This is a genomic window from Polaribacter sp. NJDZ03, from assembly GCF_019263805.1.
Classification (GTDB): domain Bacteria; phylum Bacteroidota; class Bacteroidia; order Flavobacteriales; family Flavobacteriaceae; genus Polaribacter.
In genome coordinates, this window is the sequence record NZ_CP079195.1 from 2,149,856 (window position 1) to 2,173,801 (window position 23,946).

The following is a 23,946-nucleotide window of genomic DNA, read 5'->3' on the forward strand; positions in this document are numbered from 1 at the left end:
ATTTTTAGACAAGTCTAAAAAATAAATTACATTTGCCATAAAATAAAATTAAATGAAACTAAAAAGACTTATCTTATTTGCAGCTCTTATCAGCTTAAATGCAATTTTTGCACAGAATAATTCTATTTCTGGTAAAATAACTAACAAATTAGATGCACTAGCTTACGTGAATGTGTATTTAAAAAAATCTAAAATTGGAGCAGCTTCTAACGAAAATGGTTTTTATCAGTTAAAAAACATACCAAAAGGAAACTATACACTTGTTATTAGTAGTGTTGGTTATAAATCTAAATCGATTAAAATAACGATTGATGAAAATCAAAAAATTATTAAAAACTTTTCTTTATCAGAAGCTAACTCTTTAGACGAAATTGTAATTTCTGGAACCATGAAACCGGTTAAAAAACTAGATAGTTCTGTACCTGTAGAAGTATACTCTCCTACTTTTTTTATGAAAAACCCAGCACCATCTATTTTTGAATCCTTACAAAATGTAAATGGTGTTCGTCCGCAGGTAAATTGTAGTGTTTGTAACACAGGAGATATTCATATTAACGGATTAGAAGGTCCTTATACTTTTGTTTTAATAGACGGAATGCCCATTGTAAGCGGCTTATCTACCGTGTATGGATTAACAGGAATTCCGCAGGCATTAATAGAACGTGTAGAAATTGTAAAAGGTCCTGCTTCTACTTTATATGGTTCTGAAGCTGTTGGTGGTATCATTAATATTATCACTAAAAAGCCATCTTCAGCCCCGTTAGTTACCGTAGAATCTTATGCAAGTTCTTGGGGAGAAGTAAATACAGATATTGGTTTAAAATATAAATTAGGAAAAACCGATGGACTGTTAGGTGTTAATTATTTTAATTACCAAAACCCTATTGATAATAATAAGGATGGTTTTACAGATTTGACTTTACAAGACAGAATTTCTATTTTTAATAAATTTAATTTTGAAAGAAAAAACAATCGTATTTTTACTGTAGCCGGACGTTATGTTTACGAAGATAGATGGGGAGGAGAAATGAATTGGGAGCCTAAATATAGAGGTGGAACAGAGGTTTATGGCGAAAGCATTTACACCAGTAGATGGGAAACTTTTGGAACTTACCAATTGCCTACCGATAAAAAAATAAATTTACAATTTAGCGCGAATGGACATGACCAAAACTCTTATTACGGAGACACTTTTTATAAAGCAGATCAATTTATTGCTTTTAGCCAATTAACATACGACACTACTTTTGGCGAAAACCATGATCTACTAATGGGAGTTGCTTATCGTTACACAAATTATGACGATAACACAACAGCAACAAATAGTGATACTGGTAATGCTCCATCAATAACTCATTTACCAGGTGCTTTTATTCAAGATGAAATTACACTATCTCCAAAAAACAAGTTGCTTTTAGGCGCAAGATATGATTATAATAATGTACACGGAAGTGTTTTCTCTCCAAGAGTAAATTATAAATGGAACTCAGAAAATAACGAAGATGTACTTAGGGTTAGTATTGGTAATGGTTTTAGGGTTGCTAATGTTTTTACAGAAGATCATGCTGCACTTACAGGAAATAGAAAGGTTGTTTTTGAAGATGAATTACTCCCAGAAACTTCTTGGAATGCTAATATTAACTATGTTAAAAAGTTAGTTACAGTCAATAACACTATAATTAATTTAGATGCAAGTGCTTTCTATACTTATTTCGACAATAAAATAATTCCAGATTACGAAACAGAACCAACACAAATTATTTATTCAAATTTAAATGGTCATGCAGTTTCTAAAGGAATATCTCTAAACACAGATATCAATTTAAGAAATGGACTTTCAATAATAGCGGGTGCAACTTTAATGGAGGTATCTACTACTGAAAATGGAATTACCGAAAAACAATTATTAACAGAAAGTTTTAGTGGTACTTGGAGTATTTCTTACAAAATAAAGGCAATCGATTTAAAACTAGATTATACAGGTAATGTATACGCTCCAATGGATTTACCATTAATATCAGACAATACAGATATAGACCCAAGATCACCAACATCTCCATGGTACAGTATTCAAAACATACAAGCCACTAAAACACTTAATGATCAATTTGAAATTTTTGGAGGTGTAAAAAACTTATTAAATTTTACTCCTGCAGCCAATAGTATCTTAAATGCTTCAGAACCATTTAGTGAAAATTTCGACCCAGCTTATGTATACGCTTCAAATCAAGGAACTCGTATGTTTTTAGGACTTAGATATAAACTACAATAATGAAAAAAACGCTTCTTTTCTTTTTTATATTTTCTACTAGTATATTACTTAGTCAGAAAAACAATACTTTAAAGAGTTACTCTTTTGAAGAGGCTTATAAACTACAAGAAAAAGAAAAAAGGCCAATTGTAGTTTTTTTTCATACAAACTGGTGTAAATATTGTTTTGCGATGAAAAAAAATACTTTTATCAATAAAAAAGTGGTAGCCTTATTAAATAAAGAGTTTTACTTTATCTCTTTTAATGCAGAAAGTAAAGACTTGGTAAATATAAAAGACAAGATTTTTAAGAACAAGTCTGGCATTCATGAGATAGTAGAGGTACTTGCTTTTAAAAACAACACCATTAGCTATCCATCTACTATTATTTTAAGTGCAAATAATACTATAGATGAACAGATAGATTCCTTTTTATCAGCAAAAGAAATTAGTAAAATATTGACAACCTATCTCTCTAAGAGACCCTCAAATTAACATAAATTCATCAAAATATACAATGGGTCTAAATAGAAAATTAATGTTTGTCTTCCCAGATACGTTTTCTACCAGAACTAGAACCACTATTCCCTCCACTAAATGAAAAACGATATGTAACACCAACAGAACCGTATGTATGAGAACGCTGACTTTTAAATCTTTCTTCATTATACTTGTGCATCAATATTCCTTGTAATCCAAAATGATCAGAAATCCAAAGCGTACCACCAATACCAAAATTTAAAGTTGGAAGTACATGTTTAGACTTTACAAGGCTACCTCCTATTAAAACAAAAGGATTAATAGTGCTTTCTGAAGTACCAAAATCATATCTAAACTCACCATCAAACGTGGTGTATTTTTGATTATCATTAAAATCACTAGAAATACTACCTGCTAAAGTTACATTCTTAAACAAATATGTAGCAAGAGATAATCTTGGAAATTGAGGAATAAGCCTACCTCCCAAATCTTTACCATCTTCTACAGAATAAAGTACAGAACCTGTACCAAGTGTTACAGCCCATTTATTAGTTTCATTCTGACTAAAACTATGCAGGGTACATAAAAAAACAAGTGTAAAAACGATATGTTTCATTTTAATTTTTCTTTTTTAGGGTAAAAGAAAAACATTTTCCAATTCCCAATAATTTTTTTTACAAATATATTGATTAAACAAAGAAAATAAAGTGCTGTGTTTTTTATTTAGTCGAAATTTTAATTTATTCGAATATAACAAAAATAACACCTAATTAATTGTAAATTCATAATTTACAAACCAATACCTTACATTATAATCTGCTGCTTTAAAATGTAACAAAAATAATTAAATCGTCATTACAGAATATAGAACGTAAACCTTTCTTTATAATTTCACTAAACTATTTTAATAAAAAATTATGTCTTATTTAAAATAGTTTTAAAACATTTTATTTTAACAAATTCAAATTAATATCTTTGCTAAAACATTTCGGGTTGAGCAAGCAGAACATTGTAAATCAATATCAGAATTCTGCGAATGTATCGCAGATAATTAACCAACTTCAACAAGATAAAAACCATTTTCAAATATCGAATTTGGTCGGTTCTTCGTTGTCTTTTGTTATTTCAGAAACTTTTAAAAAAGCAGACAAACCTTTTCTTTTAATCTTTAACGATAAAGAAGAAGCAGCTTATTACCTTAACGATTTAGAACAATTGCTAGGTGAAAAAAATGTACTTTTTTATCCGGGATCCTACAGAAGACCTTACCAAATAGAAGAAACTGACAATGCCAATGTTTTATTACGATCTGAGGTTTTAAACAGAATTAATTCACGTAAAAAACCTGCAGTAATTGTAACCTATCCAACAGCTTTGTTCGAAAAAGTGGTTACTAAAAAAGAACTAGAAAAAAACACACTAAAAGTAGCAGTAGGCGAAAGTTTATCTTTAGATTTTGTAAACGAAGTTTTATTCGAATACAAATTTAAACGGGTAGATTTTGTTACAGAACCAGGTGATTTCTCTGTTCGTGGAGGAATTATAGATGTTTTTTCTTTTTCTAATGATGAACCTTACAGAGTTGAGTTTTTTGGTGATGAAATAGATAGTATCCGTTCTTTTGATGTAGAAACACAATTATCTAAAGAAAAACTGAAGAAAATTTCTATAATGCCCAATGTAGAAAATAAAACATTGGAAGAAAACAGAGAGAGTTTTCTTAAATATATTTCTTCTAAAACAGTTGTTTTTACAAAAAATATAGATCTACTTGTTGGAAATCTAGATAAGTTTTATCAAAAAGCAGAAGAAGCATTCCTAGATTTATCCAAAGAAATAAAACACGCAAAACCAGTAGAATTGTTTTGCGATGGTAATTTTATAAAAAATCAATTACAAGATTTTACATTGGTAAATTTTGGAAACACAAATACCTACAAAGTTTCTAAAACTTTGCAAGAAGATTTGCCAGAAATTAAATTCAATACCATAGCACAACCTTCTTTTAATAAACAATTTAATTTATTAATAGAAAACTTAGAAGAATATCACAAAGCCAAATTTACCAGTTATATATTTTGTGCAAACGATCAACAAGCAAAACGTTTTCATGATATTTTTGATGATGCAGCACAAGAAGTACATTATGAAACGGTTGTTTTCCCTTTATATCAGGGTTTTATAGATGTTGAAAATAGATTAGTTTGTTACACAGATCATCAAATTTTTGAGCGTTATCATAAATTCCGTTTAAAAAATGGGTACGCTAAAAAACAGGCAATTACGCTTCAAGATTTAAACAAACTAGAAATTGGAGATTATGTAACACACATGGATCACGGAATTGGAAAATTTGGTGGTTTACAAAAAATCGACGTTCAAGGTAAAAAGCAAGAAGCCATTAAATTAGTGTACGGAGAAAGAGATATTTTATATGTAAGTATTCACTCGCTTCATAAAATTTCTAAGTTCAATGGTAAAGATGGTAAAGCACCTAAAATATACAAATTAGGTTCTGGTGCTTGGAAAAAAATCAAACAAAAAACAAAAGCAAGAGTTAAACATATTGCTTTTAATTTAATTCAACTATACGCTAAAAGAAAACTACAAAAGGGTTTTGCTTTTGGCCCAGATACACACATTCAGCATGAACTAGAAGGCAGTTTTATGTATGAGGATACTCCAGATCAATTTACATCTACACAAGATGTAAAAAATGATATGGAAAAAGAACAACCCATGGACAGATTAGTCTGTGGTGATGTTGGTTTTGGTAAAACAGAAGTTGCCGTAAGAGCTGCTTTTAAAGCGGTAGATAACGGTAAACAAGTCGCAATTTTAGTACCTACAACCATTCTTGCTTTTCAACATTATCAAACTTTTACAGAGCGTTTAAAAGATTTTCCTGTAAAAATTGATTATCTAAATCGTTTTAGAACTGTAAAACAAAAAACGGAAGCCATAAACGGAGTAAATGACGGTTCTGTAGATATTATTATTGGTACGCATCAATTAACTAACAAACGGCTACAATTTAAGGACCTAGGCCTTTTAATTATAGACGAAGAGCAAAAATTTGGAGTTGCTGTAAAGGATAAATTAAAGACTTTAAAAGAAAACGTAGACACATTAACACTAACTGCAACCCCAATTCCTAGAACTTTACAGTTTAGTTTAATGGCTGCAAGAGATTTGTCTGTTATAAAAACACCGCCGCCGAATAGACATCCTATAGAAAGTAATGTAATTCGTTTTTCTGAAGAAACTATTCGTGATGCTATTGCTTACGAAGTTTCTCGTGGAGGACAAGTTTTCTTTATTCACAACAGAATAGAAAACATAAAAGAAGTTGCTGGTTTAATACAAAGATTAGTTCCTACCGCAAAAGTAGGTATTGGTCACGGACAAATGGAAGGTAAAAAACTAGAGGGCTTAATGCTTGGTTTTATGGCAGGAGATTTCGATGTTTTGGTTTCTACAACCATTATAGAAAGCGGTTTAGATGTACCAAATGCCAACACAATTTTCATCAATAATGCTAACAATTTCGGACTTTCAGATTTACACCAAATGCGTGGTAGAGTTGGTCGATCTAACAAAAAAGCATTCTGTTACTTTATCACTCCGGCGTATCATATGATGACCGATGATGCTAGAAAACGTATAGAAGCCTTAGTTTTATTTTCTGATTTAGGAAGCGGAATTAACATTGCCATGAAAGATTTAGAAATTCGTGGTGCAGGAGATTTATTAGGTGGTGAGCAAAGTGGTTTTATCAATGATATTGGGTTTGATACCTACCAAAAAATACTACAAGAAGCTATTGAAGAGTTAAAAGAGAATGAATTTAAAGAACTCTATCCTTCAGATAATTCTAAACCTAAAGAGTACGTAAAAGAGGTTACGATTGATACTGATTTCGAAATTCTTTTCCCAGATGATTATATCAATTCAATCACAGAAAGGTTGGCTTTGTATAACAAATTAGGAGAATTAAAAACTGAAGAAGAACTACAAGTTTTTGAAACTGAAATTATAGACCGTTTTGGAGAATTCCCTACGCAAGTAGAAGATTTATTAGATTCTGTTCGTATAAAATGGTTGGCAAAAGAGCTTGGTTTAGAAAAAGTGATTCTAAAGCAAAAAAGAATGATGGGGTATTTTGTTGCCAATCAACAAAGTGAATTTTACCACACAGATGCCTTTACACGCATGTTAAAATACGTGCAACTAAACCCTAAAAGTTGTGTTATGAAAGAGAAAGAATCTAAAAACGGATTGCGATTATTAATCACTTTTATAAGAATTGATAGCGTAAAAACTGCTTTGAGTATTTTACAAAAAGTGTAGCATTATTTTTTGAAGCTATTTCCCGCTTTCTACTGTATCTTTTTTCTTCTGTTCTCGATACAAATTTGCAAAAAAGCAAATTCACTCGAACTGACAGAAAAAAGGATGCCGTAGAAAGCGGGGCTATACTTGTTTGCAAGCTTTAGTTAATGATGTTTGTTCTTTAAAACGCAGCGAGAAATCTCATCATATTACTCAGGTTTTTGTTATCACTGTTATGTGACTTTTCAATTCTTCTAAATAACAAGTGAGTGGTGAATTATATGTTTAAAAAAGACCTCACAGGTTTTAAAAACCTGTGAGGTCTGAATATTTTTTTGGTCGTCTTAAAAAACCTTCCTTATTAAGTTTGCAATACGCATTAAGGATTAAGCCATTTTAATAACTAAACAATTTTGTCTATTAGACCTTTTCATTGATTTATTGCTCGCGCTCGTTTGTAACGAGTACCAATAACATATAGAACATTAGCTTCGGTACTCGTTACAAATGAGCACTAGCAGAGAGAAACCTCATAAGGTTACTCACGTTATACGTTCTATTTATTATAAAGCTTCTCTTAAAATCGAAATAAGAACTTTAGTAAGCAAACAAGTTTAACCCTGATAGAGCCTTTCTACTTCGCTTAAGACAGGATAATTGTTTGAGCTCTTTTTTTTTCTCAAAAAAAAGCCAATAGCGAAAGCAGGAAATAGCTTCTAAATAATTTCCATTTTTTGCAATAAGAAAGAAGCATTCATATTTTTACAAATTCCGTTTTTTAAAGTGTAATCGAAATGTAGTTCATCGTTTATAATTTCTGCATCGAAATAATAGTTTTTAATATCTGTAAACTCATTTTCTAGCTCACACAAACTAACATCGTGAGTTGCAATGATTCCGGTTGACTTAGATTTTGTCAATTTTTCTACAAACTTTTTAGAGCCAATAGCTTTGTCTTTACTGTTCGTTCCTTTTAAAATTTCATCTAAAATGATAAAATAGTCTGTTGTTTTAATTTCATCAACAATAAACTTTAAACGCTTTAATTCTGAGTAAAAATAAGACTCATCTTCTGTTAAAGAATCTGTAGTTCGCATGCTTGTAATCAGCTTAATTGGCGAATATTTAAAATTTTCTGCACAAACAGGCAACCCACAATTTGCCATTACAATAGATAAAGAAATGGTTCTTAAAAAAGTACTTTTACCCGCCATATTTGCTCCAGTAACAATAAAAAACTCTTCTTTGTTAATTGTAAAATCGTTGTCAATTCTTTTTGTTACATCCAATAATGGATGTCCTAAATTGGTAGCTTTTACTACTTCTTTTTCATTTGTGATTTCTGGAAAAACAAATTTTGTATGATTAAAATGAAAGTTTGCCAATGAGTTTTGAGCATCAAAAAAAGCAACAACAGAAAACCATTTATCTACTGTGTGTTTATAATTAATAATCCATTTTTCTACATTCACTGCATTTCTAATATCAAGTAGAAAAAATCCATTTCCAAAAAATGCAATTACAAGATTATTACGTTGATCGAAAGCATCTAAAACTTTAGAAAATTCTTTAAAAATAGTTGACGCTTTTTTATCTTCAGATTTTATAATTGCTTGTTTTTCTTTTAAAATGGTTGCCGAAAATTCTTCTCCCTCAATTTCATTTAACAACACATGATATTGCTTAAAGGTTTCTCTTACTTTATCTGTATCTGCATACAAATTACTTGTTTTTTTAACAAAGCCAGCGCTGATAAAAAGGCCAATAAAAAACCAAACTACTAAATAAGAAAAAGAAAGAAAACCGAAAGAAACCAAACCGATAAACACTATTGAAAGCACAGAAAAAACAAGTTGAATTCCCTTTAAAAACATAGGGAGAACAGCTTTATAATTCTGAACCCAATTTACTATAAAACCAGACGTATCTTTTGTGGTAATTAAGCTTGCCAAAGCAGCAAAGTGTTGCCTCCATTTTACCTTTGTTGCTAATTCTTTTATGGTGTTTTGCTTCTCTACAATTTCATTCGTTTTATTTTCCGTAAACGTTTTAGCTAATAATTTTTTCCCTTCTGAAGTAACCGTTCTATTTAAATATTGAAAAAAAGAACCAACACCAAATAAATCGATATCATTACTATAATAATGCATAGGATTTGCAAACTCCTCACCAGATTCTAAGTGATGGAATTTTCTATTTAAAACATCGAGTTCTGTCGTATTTATATTAATCTTAGCTTTTATGATAGCTCTTTTTCTTTGTAAACTAACGTGTTTTGTAACTAAAAAACCAAATAGTAAAATGCCTAAAAAGGCAATGATAAAAACATCTGGATATTTACCAAAAGTTAAATAAATTAAAAAACAAGTCGCTAAAAAAACTCCAAACCTAAAAATACTTAGGTTTATAGATTTCTTTTTTAAAAGAGTTGCATCTTTTTCTAATGCTAACTTTTCTTCACTATAAAAATTGGAAGGAGTATTCATTTTAATATTATTTATTATAATTAGAAATTCCACCAAACAAACTTAAAACCTTAAGTGTTGGGTATTTCTTTTTTAACATTTTGGTTGCTTTGTAACTATTAAAACCTCTTTGACAAACCATCACATAGGTTTTATTTAAATCAATTTTAATTGCATCTACATTAAATTCTTGAATAGGAATTGTTTGATCAACTTTAAAAGGCAATTTTAAATTGGGTAAAACAGCAATCAATTCTAAACTTTTCGACTGCTTTTCAAGTGATAAATATTCTTTTAACTCTTCTGATGATATTTGCCAATCCTTATTTTGAAGCTCACAAACTGCATCAAAATATGTTTGCACTTCAAATAATTTTACAATTTTATCTTTTAAAACAGTTGGTTTTAACTTCATTTTTAATTGTGTATTTTGCAACGAATTGTAAATCAACAATTCGTTTGATAATGGTTTTCCTATACCTGTTATCAACTTTAAAACTTCATTTACTTGTTGCGTTGCAATAATACCTACAATCGAGTTCATGGTACCTGCCTCTGAACAATTGGGAATATCTGTTGCCATTTCTGGAAAAGCATCTCTTAAATTTGCTGAATACGTTCCGTCTTTCTGCAAAACATTAAAAGTAGACACATATCCATCAAACTTATACAAAGATCCGTACACCAATGGTTTCTTTTTAAGAACACAAGCATCGTTTAATAAGTATTTTGTTGGCAAAGAATCTGTACCATCTACAACAATATCAAACTGAGAAATCAACCCAAAAACATTATCTTTTGTAATTGGTTTATTTGTAAAAGTAACTTCTGTAAAAGGGGCTCTCTTTTTTATAAATTCTGATAAAACGGCTGCTTTTGGTTTATTTACATCATCTAGAGCATAAAATACTTGTCTGTGTAGATTGGAAACATCAACGGTATCGAAATCTACTAAATGTATTTTCCCAATTCCACTTGCGGCTAAATACACCGCTATTGGGCTTCCTAATCCGCCACAACCAACTACTAAAACACTTGATTTTTGTAATTTTCCTTGTCCGACTTCACCAATTTCTGATAAAGTAATTTGACGTTTAAAAAATTGATTTTTTGTTACACTCATTGAGTTGACAAGATAGGTAAATAAAAAAAGTCATTACAAATATTTGTAATGACTTTTTATTTTTTTTGAGATTTTTCAGTCGCCTAAAAAGGCTCATTTGATAATGACAACTTATATTTTGTACTTAGTTTGGTAAAAACTACAAACAAGCGAATATTAAAAAGGCTGCGCCTTTAAATAACTATGTTTATAATTTTACCAGGAACAATAATCACTTTTTTAGGAGCTTTACCTTCTAACTGTGCTATTGTTTTTTCATTTTCCATTACTATTTTTTCTATTTCTTCTTTCGATAAATCTAAAGGAAGTTCTAACGTAAAACGCATTTTTCCATTAAAAGAAATAGGATAATTTTTAGCACTTTCTACTAAATGACTTGCTTCAAAAACAGGGAAATCTACAGTAGAAATAGATTCACTATTTCCTAATAAGCTCCATAACTCTTCTGCAATGTGTGGTGCATAAGGAGAAACCAAAATTGCTAAAGGTTCTAAAATTGCACGCTTGTTACATTTTAAAGCAGTTAATTCATTTACAGCAATCATAAAGGTAGAAACAGAAGTGTTAAAAGAGAAATTCTCTATATCATCTTCTACCTTCTTAATGGTTTTATGTAATGTTTTAAGCTCGTCTTTTGTTGGTGCTTCATCAGAAACCTCAAACACTTCTTCGTTAAAGTATAGTTTCCATAATTTCTTTAAGAAAGATGAAACTCCAGAAATACCAGAAGTTTTCCAAGGCTTTGCTTGTTCTAAAGGTCCTAAAAACATTTCGAATAAACGTAAACTATCTGCTCCATATTCTTCGCAAATAGCATCTGGGTTTACCACATTGTATTTAGACTTAGACATTTTTTCTACTTCACGACCTACTTTATATGCTCCGTTTTCTAAAACAAATTCGGCATTCTTATAATCAGCATTTAAAGCATGATTCTTAAATCCATCCACATCTAACTCATCAGAAGCATTTACTAAAGAAACATCTGCATGTAAAGCCGTTTTAGTAATCATTACTAAATCTGCAAAATTAGGGTCTAAGAATTTATTATCTAATAAGTAATTTATAACAACCGTTTCAAATTCGTCATCAGAAGTAAATGTATTTTTAGACACAAATACGGTTGGGATTTTCTCTAAAACATCATCCATAGATTTTTCATCAGAGCAACCACAACCATTCTTTACAAAAGCAGTTGCTTTGTAAACAAATGCAGAAGTTCCTAAAATCATTCCTTGGTTAATCAGTTTTTTGGCAAACTCATCTACAGGTACAATTCCTTTATCGAATAAGAATTTTTGCCAAAAACGAGCATATAATAAATGTCCGGTTGCATGCTCAGATCCACCAATATATAAATCTACTTCTTTCCAATATTCTAAACTTTCCTTGCTGGCAAACTCGTTAGAATTTGTAGCATCCATATACCTGTTAAAGTACCAAGAACTACCCGCCCAACCTGGCATTGTGTTTAACTCTAAAGGATAAACAGTCTTATTTTTTAACTTATCGTTAGAAACAACTTTCTTTCCACGAGAATCCCAAGCCCATTCTGTTGCGTTTCCTAAAGGTGGTTTTCCATCTTCGGTTGGCAAGTATTTTTCTACTTCTGGCAATACGATTGGCAAGTGTTCTGCATCAATCATTTGTGGCATTCCGTCTTTATAATAAACTGGGAAAGGTTCTCCCCAATAACGTTGTCTGCTAAAAACAGCATCACGCAAACGGTAGTTTATTTTTCCGTAACCGAAGCCACGTTTCTCCATTTCAAAAATGGCTAATTTTAATGCTTTCTTATATTTTAATCCTGATAAAAAGTCTGAATTTGCAATCTTTGTTCCATCTTTTCCGGTATGTGCTTCTTCAGAAATATCTACACCTTCAAAAATATTAGGAATCGGAATTCCAAAGTGTTTTGCAAAATCATAATCACGTTGATCTCCACAAGGCACAGCCATAACAGCTCCTGTTCCGTAATTTGCTAACACGTAATCTCCAATCCAAATTTGAACTTTCTCTCCAGAAAAAGGGTGAATTGCATACGCACCAGTAAAAGCACCAGAAATGGTTTTTACATCTGCCATTCTATCACGTTCAGAACGTTTTGCTGTAGCAGTAATATATGCTTCTACATCTGCTTTTTGAGCATCTGTTGTAATTTTTGAAACCAACTCGTGTTCTGGAGCCAATGTCATAAAACTTACTCCGTAAATAGTATCTGGTCTTGTTGTAAAAACATCAATCTTATAAGATTTCTCATCTTTTACAACTACTTCTGCTTCTACTGATTTTTCAATCTTTTTTGGAAATTGAATTGCAGTATTAATTGCTGCAACTACTTTAAGAACGTTTTCAATTACTTCTTCGTTTTTAAAACGAACGACATTAAAACTTTCATTATTAAAAAAGGCTGTTCTTGCTGCTTCATCTTCTTTACCAGAAAACTCTACAATTAGGTTTTTAGCTAAACATACATAATCTACCAAAAAAGTACCTATTGTATATTTTTTTCTAAATTTTGCTGCTCCTTTTTTATTCTTTAATTCGTCCCAAAGAACGGTTTCTGCTTTCGATAAATTCTGACGTAATTCTTTTAAAGCTTCTAATTCTTTGTAAGATAATTTTACTTCAGAAGAAGTTTTTTTAGCACCATTATCAACATCAAAAGAAACCATTGCACCAACAGATTTTCCAATCCAATTGGTTTGAGAATCTTTTAAAGGTTGCGGCCAATCTATTTTTTCTAATCCGTCTAAAAGACGTTGTGCATATGCAGAAATTCTCATAGACCATTGTGTCATCTTTTTACGAATAACAGGATGGCTTCCTCTTTCTGATACTCCGTTTACAATTTCATCATTTGCTAAAACGGTTCCTAATGCAGGACACCAGTTTACTTCTGTATCAGACAAAAATGTTAAACGGTATTTTAATAAAATTTCTTCTTGTTCTACTTTAGTAAATGCTTTCCAATCATCTGCAGAAAAAGATTGAATCTCTTCATCGCAAACTGCCTTTACAGTAGCATTTCCTTCTTTAGTAAAGATATTTTCCAATTCAAAAATATCTTCTGCTTTGTCTGAATCTTTGTTATACCAAGAATTAAACAATTCAATAAAAATCCACTGAGTCCATTTGTAATACTCTGGGCTAGAAGTTCTTACTTCTCTGCTCCAATCGAAAGAAAAACCAATTGTATCTAATTGTCTTCTATACGTTGTTACGTTGTCTTCTGTAGTTTTTGCAGGATGCTGACCTGTTTGAATTGCATATTGTTCTGCTGGTAAACCAAAAGAATCATATCCTTGCGGATGCAATACATTAAAACCTTTATGGCGCTTGTAACGTGCATAAATATCACTGGCAATATATCCTAAAGGATGCCCAACATGTAAACCTGCTCCGGATGGATAAGGAAACATATCTAAAACATAATATTTAGGTTTTTCCGATTCATTACTGGCTTTAAAAGTTTGGTTCTCTGCCCAAAATTTTTGCCATTTCTTTTCTATATCTAGGTGATTATATTGCATTTGATTCTTTTATTAAAGTGCACAAATTTACGTTTATTCTTTGTAAGCAAGAAATTCATTTCTTTAAATTAAATGACATAAAAAAACCGTCTAAATTTATTTAGACGGTTTCAATTATTTCTTAAAGAAAATTATTTAATAGAAACAGAAACTATAGTATTAGCCCATCCCATTTTTAATGTCATATCATCTGCAAACACCATAGAAAAAGCTTCTATGTTTTTGTCTGATGTAGAAACCGTACCTGGTACTCTAACAACATCTTGGTCTTCTTTATAAAAATAAGATCCCCAAACATTTTTTGCTGTACTTAAAATTACAACCCAATCTCCTTCTGTTTTAGGAATTGTAAATAACGTATAAGTTCCTGCTTTTACATCCTTACCACCAAAAACAACATCTTTGTAGAAAGTAATTTCTGCAGCTTCATTTGCACCTGTTCTCCAAACTTCATCAACAGGAGCTAATTTACTTAATTCCCTTCCATTTAACTGTGGCCTTCCGTACGTTACTTTTACTACTTTGTCTGAAATTTTATAACTACTTGGGTATGCAGCACCATCCATTGGGCTTTTATCTAAACCTTTAAAGTCTTGTGCATTTGTTCCTGTTGAACTAATTAATGTAATTGCAAAAATTGCAATTGATAAAATAGATTTTTTCATGGTTTGTTATATTTATTTATAATATTAGTATTCAAGTCTTCTTAAAAGTAAAAACCTTACAAAGGTTTATAATTATTTATGCTAAAATAAGTATAATACCAAATAAACAGCAATACGACTGATTAAATTTATTGGCATAAAAAAAGATCGAGATTTCAGCATGCTGAAATCTCGATCTTATATCTAAGTTTTGAAATTATTATTTCAATTTCTTCTTAACTGCTACTTCTTTGTAAGCTTCAATTACATCTCCTTCTACAATATCATTGTAGTTTTTAATTTGAACCCCACAATCGAATCCTTTTGTAACTTCTCTAACATCATCTTTAAAACGTTTTAACGCTGTTAAAGTTCCGTCGTGCACTACAATTCCGTCTCTAATAATTCTAATTTGAGAATCTCTTTGGATTTTACCAGACATTACCATACAACCTGCAATGTTACCAACTTTAGAGATTTTATAGATTTCTCTAATTTCTACATTACCCGTAACTTCTTCTTTCATTTCTGGAGATAACATTCCTTCCATGGCGTCTTTTAAGTCATTGATAGCTGCATAAATAATAGAGTATGTTCTAATATCTACTTCTTCTCTATCGGCTACTGCTCTTGCATTTCCTTGCGGACGTACATTAAACCCAACAATAATTGCATCTGAAGCTGTTGCTAATAACACATCACTTTCTGTAATGGCTCCAACACCTTTATGTAAAATATTTACTTGAATTTCTTCTGTTGATAGTTTCTGGAAAGAATCTGTTAAAGCTTCTACAGAACCATCTACATCTCCTTTTAAGATAATGTTTAATTCTTTAAAGTCTCCTAACGCAATTCTACGTCCAATTTCATCTAACGTTAATGTTTTCTGAGTTCTTACAGATTGCTCACGTTGTAATTGAGAACGTTTAGAGGCAATTTGTTTTGCTTCTCTCTCATCATCAAATACTACAAACTTGTCTCCAGCTTGTGGCGCTCCGTCTAAACCTAAAATAGATACTGGTGTTGATGGACCTGCAACTTTTAAATTAGTTCCTTTATCATCAAACATTGCTCTTACTTTACCACTGTGTTTACCTGCTAACAAGTAATCTCCAATTTTTAAAGTTCCAGCTTGTACTAATACAGTAGAAACATATCCTCTACCTTTATCTAATAATGCTTCCACTACTGCACCAACTGCATTTTTATTAGGATTTGCTTTCAATTCTAAAATTTCAGCTTCTAATAAAACTTTCTCTAATAATTCTGGAACACCTGTTCCATGTTTTGCTGAAATATCTTGAGACTGTATGTTACCCCCCCATTCTTCTATCAACAAATTCATTTGAGATAATTGCGTTTTTACATTATCTGGATTTGCATTTGGTTTATCAATCTTATTGATTGCAAATATAATAGGCACTCCTGCTGCTTGTGCATGAGAAATTGCTTCTTTTGTTTGCGGCATCACATCATCATCTGCTGCAACTACAATAATAACTAAATCTGTTACCTGAGCTCCACGTGCACGCATTGCTGTAAACGCCTCGTGACCTGGTGTATCTAAGAATGCTATTTTTTGATCTCCAACTTTTACAGAGTACGCACCAATATGCTGTGTAATCCCTCCGCTTTCGCCATCAATAACATTTGCTTTTCTAATATAATCTAATAAAGATGTTTTACCATGATCTACGTGACCCATTACCGTAATAATTGGTGCACGATTTTCTAAATCTTCTGGTTTATCAATTACTTCTTCTATAGACTCTTCTACTTCTGCACCAACAAATTCTACTTTGTGGTTAAATTCTTCAGCAACAATAACTAATGTTTCTGCATCTAAACGCTGATTCATTGTTACCATCATACCTAAAGACATACATGCAGAAATAATGTTTGTAACAGGTACTTCCATCATCGTTGCAACTTCACTTACAGTAACAAATTCTGTTACCTTTAAGATTTTGTTGTCTAATGCTTGAGCTTCTAACTCAGCATCAGAATGCTCTCTATGGGCGTCCCTTTTATTTCTACGGTATTTTGCTCCTTTTCCTCTAGAAGATTTCCCTTGCAGTTTCTCAAGTGTTTCTCTTACTTGTTTTTGAATTTCTGCTTCAGTTGGTTCTTCTTTTTTAACTGCTGCTGGTCTAGCGGCACCTCTACCACCTCTATTAAATGGAGGTCTACTTCCACCTGCTCTATTTCCTTGACCTGGTCTACTTGGTCTTGCCGTAGCAGAACCTGGCGCACCAGCTTTAGTTACAATACGCTTACGTTTCTTTTTGTCTGCGTTTGCATCTTTTTTAGGTTCAGGTTTCTTTTTCTTAGGTCTTTCAAATTGTTTTAAATCAATTTTCTTCCCTGTAAAATTAGGACCATCTAGCTTTTTATATTGCGTTTTGATAGCTTCTGCATTTTCTGCAGTAACCTCTTCTGCTTTTTCTTCTGATTTTGAAGCGTCTTTTTTCCCTTTTGGTTTATCACCAACTTTAGAAACTTCTTTTTCAATTTCAGAAACAGCTTTTTTAACCTCTGGTATAACAACCTTTGATTTTTCTTCAACTGGTTTTTCAACAACCGGAGTTTCTGCTACCTTAGAAGCTTCTGCTTTAGACTCTACAACTGGAGCTTCTGCTACTACTTTAGGTTCATCAACTTTAGGTTCTTCTGTTTTAGTTTTAGGTTCTGCAACAACCTCTACTGGTTCTTCTTTTACCTTTTCAACTTTGTCAGCAGGTTTTTTACCAATATTATCAATATCGATTTTACCAACAGTTTTAAACTCTAATTTATCTGCTTTGGCTCTTAAAACCTCTTCCTTCTTAACCTCTTCCGCTCTTTTCTTCTCTAATTTAGCTTCATGCTCTAAACGAATAGCTTCTTTCTCTTTTCGTTTTTCTTCACCAACTTCTTTAGATGCTGCTTTCTTATTAGCATCTTTTTCAAAGCCATCAAGTAAAACTTGATAGACGTCACCCGTAATTTTAGTGGTTGGCCTCGATTCTATTTCGTGACCCTTTCCCGCTAAATATTCGACTGCTCTATCAAGAGAAATGTTTAATTCTCTTAAAACTTTATTAAGCCTCATTGTTTTGCCTACAGACATATATTCTTTTTAACTTTATACTTGTAAAAATATGCTTTTTACGTTACTTCTTTACTATACTTAGTCCTCAAATTCCTCTTTCAAGATTTTTTGAACATCCGTAATTGTTTCTTCTTCTAAATCGGTTCTTTTCACCAACTCATCTACACTAGTTTCTAATACGCTTCTAGCAGTATCTAAACCAATCTTTTTGAATTCAGCAATAACCCAATCTTCAATTTCGTCTCCAAACTCTGTTAACTCTACGTCTTCTTCTTCTAGACCTTCTCTCTTAACGTCTATTTCGTAACCTGTTAACTCACTTGCTAAACGAATATTTACACCACCTCTACCAATTGCTTTAGAAACTTCTTCTGGTTTTAATAAAACGCTTACACGTCCTTTTTTACCATTTCTTTCTTCTTCAAACATTTCTATTTCCATTGAAGTCACTTTTGCAGGACTTAATGCTCTTGAAATAAATAACTGCTCGTTTTTGGTATAGTTAATAACATCTATATTCTCATTCCCTAATTCACGTACAATTCCATGAATTCTTGAACCTTTAACACCAACACAAGCTCCAACAGGGTCTATTCTATCATCATAAGAATCTACCGCTACTTTTGCTTTTTCTCCTGGTATTCTTGCAACTCCTTCAACAGTAATTAAACCATCAAAAACTTCTGGAATTTCTTGCTCAAATAATTTATTTAAGAAAACTGGCGATGTTCTAGATAAGATAATCGCTGGTTTGTTTCCTCTTAGTTCTACCGTTTTAATAATTCCTTTTACAGAATCTCCTTTTCTAAAAAAGTCTGAACGGATTTGCTCACTCTTTGGTAATACAATTTCATTTCCTTCATCATCCAACAAAATAATTGCATTGTGACGAATGTGATGTACTTCGGCTGTATATAATTCTCCTTCTAAATCTTTAAATTGTTTAAAGATATTTGTACTATCGTGTTCGTAAATTTTAGAAATTAAGTTCTGACGTAATGCTAAGATAGCTCTTCTACCTAAATCTATCAACTTAACTTCTTCAGATACATCTTCACCAATTTCAAAATCTGGCTCAATTAATCTTGCTTCCGCTAATTCAATTTCTTCGTTATCATCCTCAGAAAAACCATCTGCAACAACAACTCTATTTCTCCAAATTTCTAAATCTCCTTTATCTGGGTTAATAATTATATCAAAATTATCATCCGAACCAAACTTACGTTTTAGGGCAGCTCTAAAAACCTCTTCTAAAATAGACATTAATGTTACTCTGTCTATACTCTTGTTATCTTTAAATTCTGAAAACGAATCAATTAATGCTATATTCTCCATTACATTTTTTGCTTAAAATACAATCTTCACTTTTGCTTCTATAATATCCTTATAGGCTAAAGTTGCTGTTTTTGTTACAGTAACCTTCCCTTTACCTATTGGCTTTGGCTCTCTTGCTTTCCAATTTAAAACAATCTTATCTTCATCTGCTTCTACCAAAGTTCCTTCAAATTCTTGTTCAGAAGTTTTTACTTTAAGTATTCTATTGATGTTTTTAATATATTGCCTTTTCACTTTTAATGGATGCGATATGTCTGGTGTAGAAACCTCTAGAGAAAAATCTTCTTCTTCTCTATCAAAATTATTATCTACACTTTTACTAATTCTAATGCATTCACTTAAAGGAACACCATTATCTCCATCTACTGTAACCTGAATTTTGTTGTTTTCTGAAATAGATAAATCTATCAAATATAACGACTCATTCTCGGCCAGTGCTTCCTCTACTAAATTTCTTACTTTGGTTTGGTCCATTTTAAATCCTAAAATAAAATATAAAAAGAGGGGACTCTTTAGTCCCCTTCCTTCTCCATTTATTGTAAATTTCGGTGCAAATATACTAAATGTTTGGGATTTACCAAACTAAGTTTAAGTCAATTATTTTTTGTAACTTTATATACAATCATATTAACCTCTAATTTGCTGTATTATGAAAAAAATTTTAGTCGCAATAGATTTTTCAAAAACTTCTGAATACGCCTCAAAAATGGCAGCAAGAATTGCAGTAAAAACAAATGCCACAGTTTACCTTATTCACCTTATAGAACTACCTAAAGGAGTTATAGATATGGGATCTGGAAGTAAATTTAGCATTCCTGAAAGCATGTTGTATTTAAGAAAAGTTAGAGAAAAAGTACTAGCCTTTAAAGAAAATTTTTTTAATAAAGAAACACAAGTTAAATACTTTATAAAATTAAACAATCCTTTTGAAGGAATACAAAAATATGCTGATAAAATTGATGCAGACTTAATAATAATGGGCTCTAAAGGTCATTCTCAACTAGAAGAAATGCTTATTGGCTCTAATACTGAAAAAGTAGTACGAAACTCTAAAAGACCCGTAATTGTTGTAAAAAAGGATAGTAGAAAGTTTAATTTAAAAAATTTAGTTTTTGCTTCTAATTTTAAAGAAGAGAACAAAGAAGTATTTGGTAAATTTATAGAATTTGCTAAAATTTTTAATAGCAACATTCATTTATTAAAAATAAATACTCCTGCTAATTTTCAGTCAACTTCAGAAACAAAACAAAAAATAAAGGACTTTATAACTGATTACAGCTTACCAAAACACAAAATAAACATCTATAATGATGTTTCTGTAGAAAAAGGTATCTTAAATTTCGCCAAAGATATTAATGTAGACTTAATAGCCTTAAGTACACACGGCAGAAGCGGTTTGGCACATTTATTTACAGGTAGTGTTATAAAAAATTTAACCAAAAACGCTTTAAAACCTATGTTAACTATAAAGGTTTAAATAAATGACTACTAGAATTTAAAACCAAAACTACCTCTTATTTTAAAGCATTTAGAAAGATATTACTTATTATAAAATAAAAAAACCTCCAAAATTGGAGGTTTTTTTTATTTAATGTAACTTCTATCTTCTCTTACAAAAGATAATCTGTACTTATAAAATTAGATGCTTTTTTATCTAATAACTCTTCTAAAATAGCATTGTTGTAATCTGTATCTTTAGAAGCTAAAAATGTTCTAATAGAAAAAGAACGCAAAGCATCATGCACACTTAAAGTTGCCACTGCAGAATCTTTTCTTCCCGTAAACGGATACACATCTGGACCTCTTTGCGCAGCACTGTTTAAGTTAACTCTACACACTAAATTTACCAAAGTATCAATTAATGGCGCCAAAGTTTTTACATCACTTCCAAAAACACTCACTTGTTGTCCGTAATTAGATTCTGCCATATCATCTAAAGGTTCTTGAATATTTTTAAAAGAAACAATAGGTGTTACTGGACCGAATTGCTCTTCTTGAAAAACTCTCATATCTTTAGTAACCGGATATAAAACTGCCGGAAAAATATAATTTTCAGAAGTTTTTCCTCCTTTTTTATTAATCACTTTTGCACCTTTAGAAGTAGCATCGTCAATTAATTCTTGAATATATGCTGGTTTTTCTGGTTCTGGTAAAGGTGTTAACTTTACACCGTCTTCCCATGGGTTTCCAAACTTTAATGCATCAACTCTTTTTGCAAATCGTTTGTTAAATTTATCTACAATATGTTCATGAACATATAAAATCTTTAGCGCAGTACAACGTTGTCCGTTAAAAGAAGTTGCTCCAGAAAGACATTCATCTATTGCCAAGTCTAAATCTGCATCTGGCAAAACTATTCCCGGATTTTTAGCTTCTAAACCTAATACTAGACGTAATCTGTTTTTAAAAGGGTGGTTTGCTTGAATTGCATTCGCAGATTTACTGTTACCTATTAAAGCCAACACATCTACTTTACCCGTTTTCATAATAGGTGTTGCTAAAACACGACCTCTACCATAAATAACATTTACCACACCTTCTGGAAAACTATTTTGAAAAGCTTCTAACAACGGAGATAATAATAAAACCCCATGTTTAGCTGGTTTAAAAACCGCTGTATTTCCCATAATTAAAGCAGGAATCAACAACGCAAATGTTTCATTTAAAGGGTAATTATAAGGGCCCAAACATAAAACTACACCTAAAGGACCACGTCTAATATGTGCGTGTACTCCACTACTTTTTTCAAACTTAGCAGAATCTCTATCCATTTGCTTATAGTCTTCAATAGTATCGTAGATATATTCTATCGTTCTATCAAATTCTTTTTCAGAATCTGGTAATGCTTTTCCAATTTCCCACATTAACAACTTTACAACCTCATCTCGTTTGGTTTTCATTTGCTCTGCAAATTCCTCCATACACTCAATTCTGTCTGCAACTCTCATTGTTGGCCATAAACCCTGCCCTTTATCATAAGCTCTATAAGCAGAATTTAATGCTTCTAAACCTTCTTCACCTGTTAAGTTAGGAACAGTACCTAACAACGTTGGTTTGTAGTCTTTAGTTGATGAAATTGTAGAATATACTTCTGTAGTTTCACCTTCCCATTCTTTTAACTCACCACTAACTAAATATGTTTTTTGATGTAACAGTGATGTTATTTTATATGCTTCTGGAATTTCTTTAAATTGTTTCTTCATAAATTAATTTTATAAATTATATAAAAAATAATAATTCAAAAATAAATAGACTATTATTTATACTTCAAAATTAACTAAAAATAACTGTAAAACACCTCATTTAGACTTTAAAACACGAAATGGTTTTCGAGGTTCTATTTTTACTTTTTATTAAATTCTTAATATAATTACACCAAAAATTGAAATAAATCTGGCTTATCATTTAGGTAGTCGCCAAAGAAATTGTTTTCTTTCATTCTTTGAATTAAAGGAGCCAAATCTCTAGAAGATTTTAATTCTAAGCCAACAACAGCAGATCCATTTGTTCTGTTATTCTTTTTGGTATATTCAAAATGAGTAATATCATCATTAGGTCCTAAAATTTCTGCTACAAATTCTTTTAACGCTCCTGCTCTTTGCGGAAACTTTACAATAAAATAATGTTTTAGGTTTGCATACAACAAGGCTCGTTCTTTAATTTCTGCAGTTCTTGTAATGTCATTATTACTACCACTAACCACACAAACAACGTTTTTTCCTTTTATTTTATCAGCAAAAAAATCTAAAGCAGCAATACTTAAAGCACCTGCTGGCTCTACTACAATGGCATCTTTATTATACAAATCTAAAATAGTCTGACAAATTTTACCCTCTGGAACCGTAATTACTTCTGACAAGTTTTGCTGGCAAATTGCAAAATTTAAATCACCTACTTTTTTTACTGCTGCACCATCTACAAAAGAATCGATGGTTTCTAATAACGTATTTTCTTTATTTTTAAGAGATGTTAGCATAGAAGATGCACCTGCTGGCTCCACACCAATTACTTTTGTTTCTGGCGATAAGTATTTAAAAACAGAAGACAATCCTGCAGACAATCCTCCACCTCCAATAGGCACAAAAACATAATCTATTTTCTCTTTAGTTTGGTTTAAAATTTCTAAACCAACAGTAGCCTGACCTTCAATAACCTTTTCATCATTAAAAGGATGGATAAACGTTTTATTTTTAGAGTCACATTCTATTTTTGCAGCATCAGAAGCATCATCAAAAGTATCTCCTTCAATTACGATTTCAATAAAATCTTCACCAAACATTTTTACTTGGTTAATTTTTTGATTCGGCGTTGGAGACGGCATAAAAATAGTACCTTTTATTTGTAATAACTTACAAGACAAAGCTACTCCTTGTGCATGATTACCTGCGCTAGCACAAACTATTCCTCGTTGTTTTTCATCTAAAGTTAAAGAAGACATCTTATTATATGCTCCCCTAATTTTATAAGAACGTACCACCTGTAAGTCTTCTCTTTTAAAAAGAATTGTTGCTTCTAGTTCTTTTGATAAATTAAAGTTTTTACTAAGCGGCGTCTCAAAAGCAACACCTTTTAAGTTTTCTAAAGCTTCTTTTACGCTTTCTAAACTTGGGTAATAAATTAGATTTGTTTGCATCGATCAAATGTAAAAAGAAAACCTGTTAGATTCTGAAATCTAACAGGTTTTTTTAATTGT

14 protein-coding genes are annotated in these 23,946 nt (G+C 31.3%); 4 read left to right on the top strand and 10 right to left on the bottom strand.

Annotated features, from left to right (window positions below):
• The first annotated feature begins 52 nt into the window (after nt 1-52).
• A complete protein-coding gene (locus KV700_RS09215; protein ID WP_218597701.1) occupies nt 53-2,272 on the top strand; it encodes a TonB-dependent receptor in 2,220 nt (739 codons plus the stop codon).
• Nucleotides 2,272-2,745, top strand: coding sequence for a thioredoxin family protein (locus tag KV700_RS09220; RefSeq protein ID WP_218597702.1), 474 nt, complete (start codon nt 2,272-2,274; stop codon nt 2,743-2,745). Before KV700_RS09215 ends, KV700_RS09220 begins: the two co-directional genes overlap by 1 nt.
• 40 nt (nt 2,746-2,785) lie before the next feature.
• Here the strand turns inward: KV700_RS09220 and KV700_RS09225 are convergent, their stop codons facing one another.
• The gene (locus tag KV700_RS09225) at nt 2,786-3,346 is read right to left on the bottom strand and encodes a hypothetical protein (RefSeq protein WP_166384072.1); all 561 of its coding nucleotides are present in this window, start codon (nt 3,344-3,346) and stop codon (nt 2,786-2,788) included.
• A gap of 377 nt (nt 3,347-3,723) precedes the next feature.
• Here KV700_RS09225 and mfd point away from each other — a divergent pair, with 377 nt between their 5' ends.
• Entirely contained in the window at nt 3,724-7,080 is a 3,357-nt protein-coding gene (mfd, locus tag KV700_RS09230) for a transcription-repair coupling factor (RefSeq protein ID WP_218597703.1), read from the top strand.
• A 698-nt stretch (nt 7,081-7,778) separates the two neighbouring features.
• Here the strand turns inward: mfd and KV700_RS09235 are convergent.
• The 7 genes from KV700_RS09235 to rimP all read right to left on the bottom strand — a co-directional run bounded on the left by KV700_RS09235 (nt 7,779) and on the right by rimP (nt 19,727).
• Nucleotides 7,779-9,548, bottom strand: coding sequence for a DNA mismatch repair protein MutS (locus tag KV700_RS09235; protein ID WP_218597704.1), 1,770 nt, complete (start codon nt 9,546-9,548; stop codon nt 7,779-7,781).
• 7 nt (nt 9,549-9,555) lie between these two features.
• Nucleotides 9,556-10,650 carry a HesA/MoeB/ThiF family protein gene (locus tag KV700_RS09240; protein WP_218597705.1) on the bottom strand — a complete coding sequence of 365 codons (1,095 nt, stop codon included), beginning with the start codon at nt 10,648-10,650 and terminating at the stop codon, nt 9,556-9,558.
• Between the two features lie 173 nt (nt 10,651-10,823).
• On the bottom strand, nt 10,824-14,183 hold the full coding sequence (locus KV700_RS09245) for a class I tRNA ligase family protein (RefSeq protein ID WP_218597706.1): 3,360 nt from the start codon (nt 14,181-14,183) through the stop codon (nt 10,824-10,826).
• Nucleotides 14,184-14,314: 131 nt separating this feature from the next.
• On the bottom strand, nt 14,315-14,848 hold the full coding sequence (locus KV700_RS09250) for a DUF2911 domain-containing protein (RefSeq protein WP_218597707.1): 534 nt from the start codon (nt 14,846-14,848) through the stop codon (nt 14,315-14,317).
• Between the two features lie 199 nt (nt 14,849-15,047).
• Nucleotides 15,048-17,936, bottom strand: a complete 2,889-nt coding sequence (infB, locus tag KV700_RS09255; protein ID WP_218597708.1) for a translation initiation factor IF-2 — start codon at nt 17,934-17,936, stop codon at nt 15,048-15,050.
• A 60-nt stretch (nt 17,937-17,996) separates the two neighbouring features.
• Nucleotides 17,997-19,253 carry a transcription termination factor NusA gene (gene nusA, locus KV700_RS09260; protein WP_218597709.1) on the bottom strand — a complete coding sequence of 419 codons (1,257 nt, stop codon included), beginning with the start codon at nt 19,251-19,253 and terminating at the stop codon, nt 17,997-17,999.
• Nucleotides 19,254-19,265: 12 nt separating this feature from the next.
• Nucleotides 19,266-19,727, bottom strand: coding sequence for a ribosome assembly cofactor RimP (rimP, locus tag KV700_RS09265; RefSeq protein WP_166384056.1), 462 nt, complete (start codon nt 19,725-19,727; stop codon nt 19,266-19,268).
• Nucleotides 19,728-19,902: 175 nt separating this feature from the next.
• Here rimP and KV700_RS09270 point away from each other — a divergent pair, with 175 nt between their 5' ends.
• Complete coding sequence (locus KV700_RS09270; protein WP_166384054.1) at nt 19,903-20,730, top strand: universal stress protein; 828 nt, start codon at nt 19,903-19,905, stop codon at nt 20,728-20,730.
• 133 nt (nt 20,731-20,863) lie between these two features.
• Here KV700_RS09270 and KV700_RS09275 read toward each other — a convergent pair whose 3' ends face one another.
• Both KV700_RS09275 and ilvA read right to left on the bottom strand, forming a co-directional pair.
• Nucleotides 20,864-22,456, bottom strand: coding sequence for an NADP-dependent glyceraldehyde-3-phosphate dehydrogenase (locus KV700_RS09275; RefSeq protein ID WP_166384052.1), 1,593 nt, complete (start codon nt 22,454-22,456; stop codon nt 20,864-20,866).
• 167 nt (nt 22,457-22,623) lie between these two features.
• The gene (gene ilvA / locus KV700_RS09280; RefSeq protein ID WP_218597710.1) at nt 22,624-23,886 is read right to left on the bottom strand and encodes a threonine ammonia-lyase IlvA; all 1,263 of its coding nucleotides are present in this window, start codon (nt 23,884-23,886) and stop codon (nt 22,624-22,626) included.
• Nucleotides 23,887-23,946 lie beyond the last annotated feature (60 nt).

Bases quoted from the DNA above. Each gene is read 5' to 3' on its own strand.
- KV700_RS09215 (WP_218597701.1), top strand. From the start codon at position 53: ATGAAACTAAAAAGACTTATCTTATTTGCAGCTCTTATCAGCTTAAAT.
- KV700_RS09220 (WP_218597702.1), top strand. From the start codon at position 2,272: ATGAAAAAAACGCTTCTTTTCTTTTTTATATTTTCTACTAGTATATTA.
- KV700_RS09225 (WP_166384072.1), bottom strand. From the start codon at position 3,346: ATGAAACATATCGTTTTTACACTTGTTTTTTTATGTACCCTGCATAGT.
- KV700_RS09235 (WP_218597704.1), bottom strand. From the start codon at position 9,548: ATGAATACTCCTTCCAATTTTTATAGTGAAGAAAAGTTAGCATTAGAA.
- KV700_RS09240 (WP_218597705.1), bottom strand. From the start codon at position 10,650: ATGAGTGTAACAAAAAATCAATTTTTTAAACGTCAAATTACTTTATCA.
- KV700_RS09245 (WP_218597706.1), bottom strand. From the start codon at position 14,183: ATGCAATATAATCACCTAGATATAGAAAAGAAATGGCAAAAATTTTGG.
- KV700_RS09250 (WP_218597707.1), bottom strand. From the start codon at position 14,848: ATGAAAAAATCTATTTTATCAATTGCAATTTTTGCAATTACATTAATT.
- infB (WP_218597708.1), bottom strand. From the start codon at position 17,936: ATGTCTGTAGGCAAAACAATGAGGCTTAATAAAGTTTTAAGAGAATTA.
- nusA (WP_218597709.1), bottom strand. From the start codon at position 19,253: ATGGAGAATATAGCATTAATTGATTCGTTTTCAGAATTTAAAGATAAC.
- rimP (WP_166384056.1), bottom strand. From the start codon at position 19,727: ATGGACCAAACCAAAGTAAGAAATTTAGTAGAGGAAGCACTGGCCGAG.
- KV700_RS09270 (WP_166384054.1), top strand. From the start codon at position 19,903: ATGAAAAAAATTTTAGTCGCAATAGATTTTTCAAAAACTTCTGAATAC.
- KV700_RS09275 (WP_166384052.1), bottom strand. From the start codon at position 22,456: ATGAAGAAACAATTTAAAGAAATTCCAGAAGCATATAAAATAACATCA.
- ilvA (WP_218597710.1), bottom strand. From the start codon at position 23,886: ATGCAAACAAATCTAATTTATTACCCAAGTTTAGAAAGCGTAAAAGAA.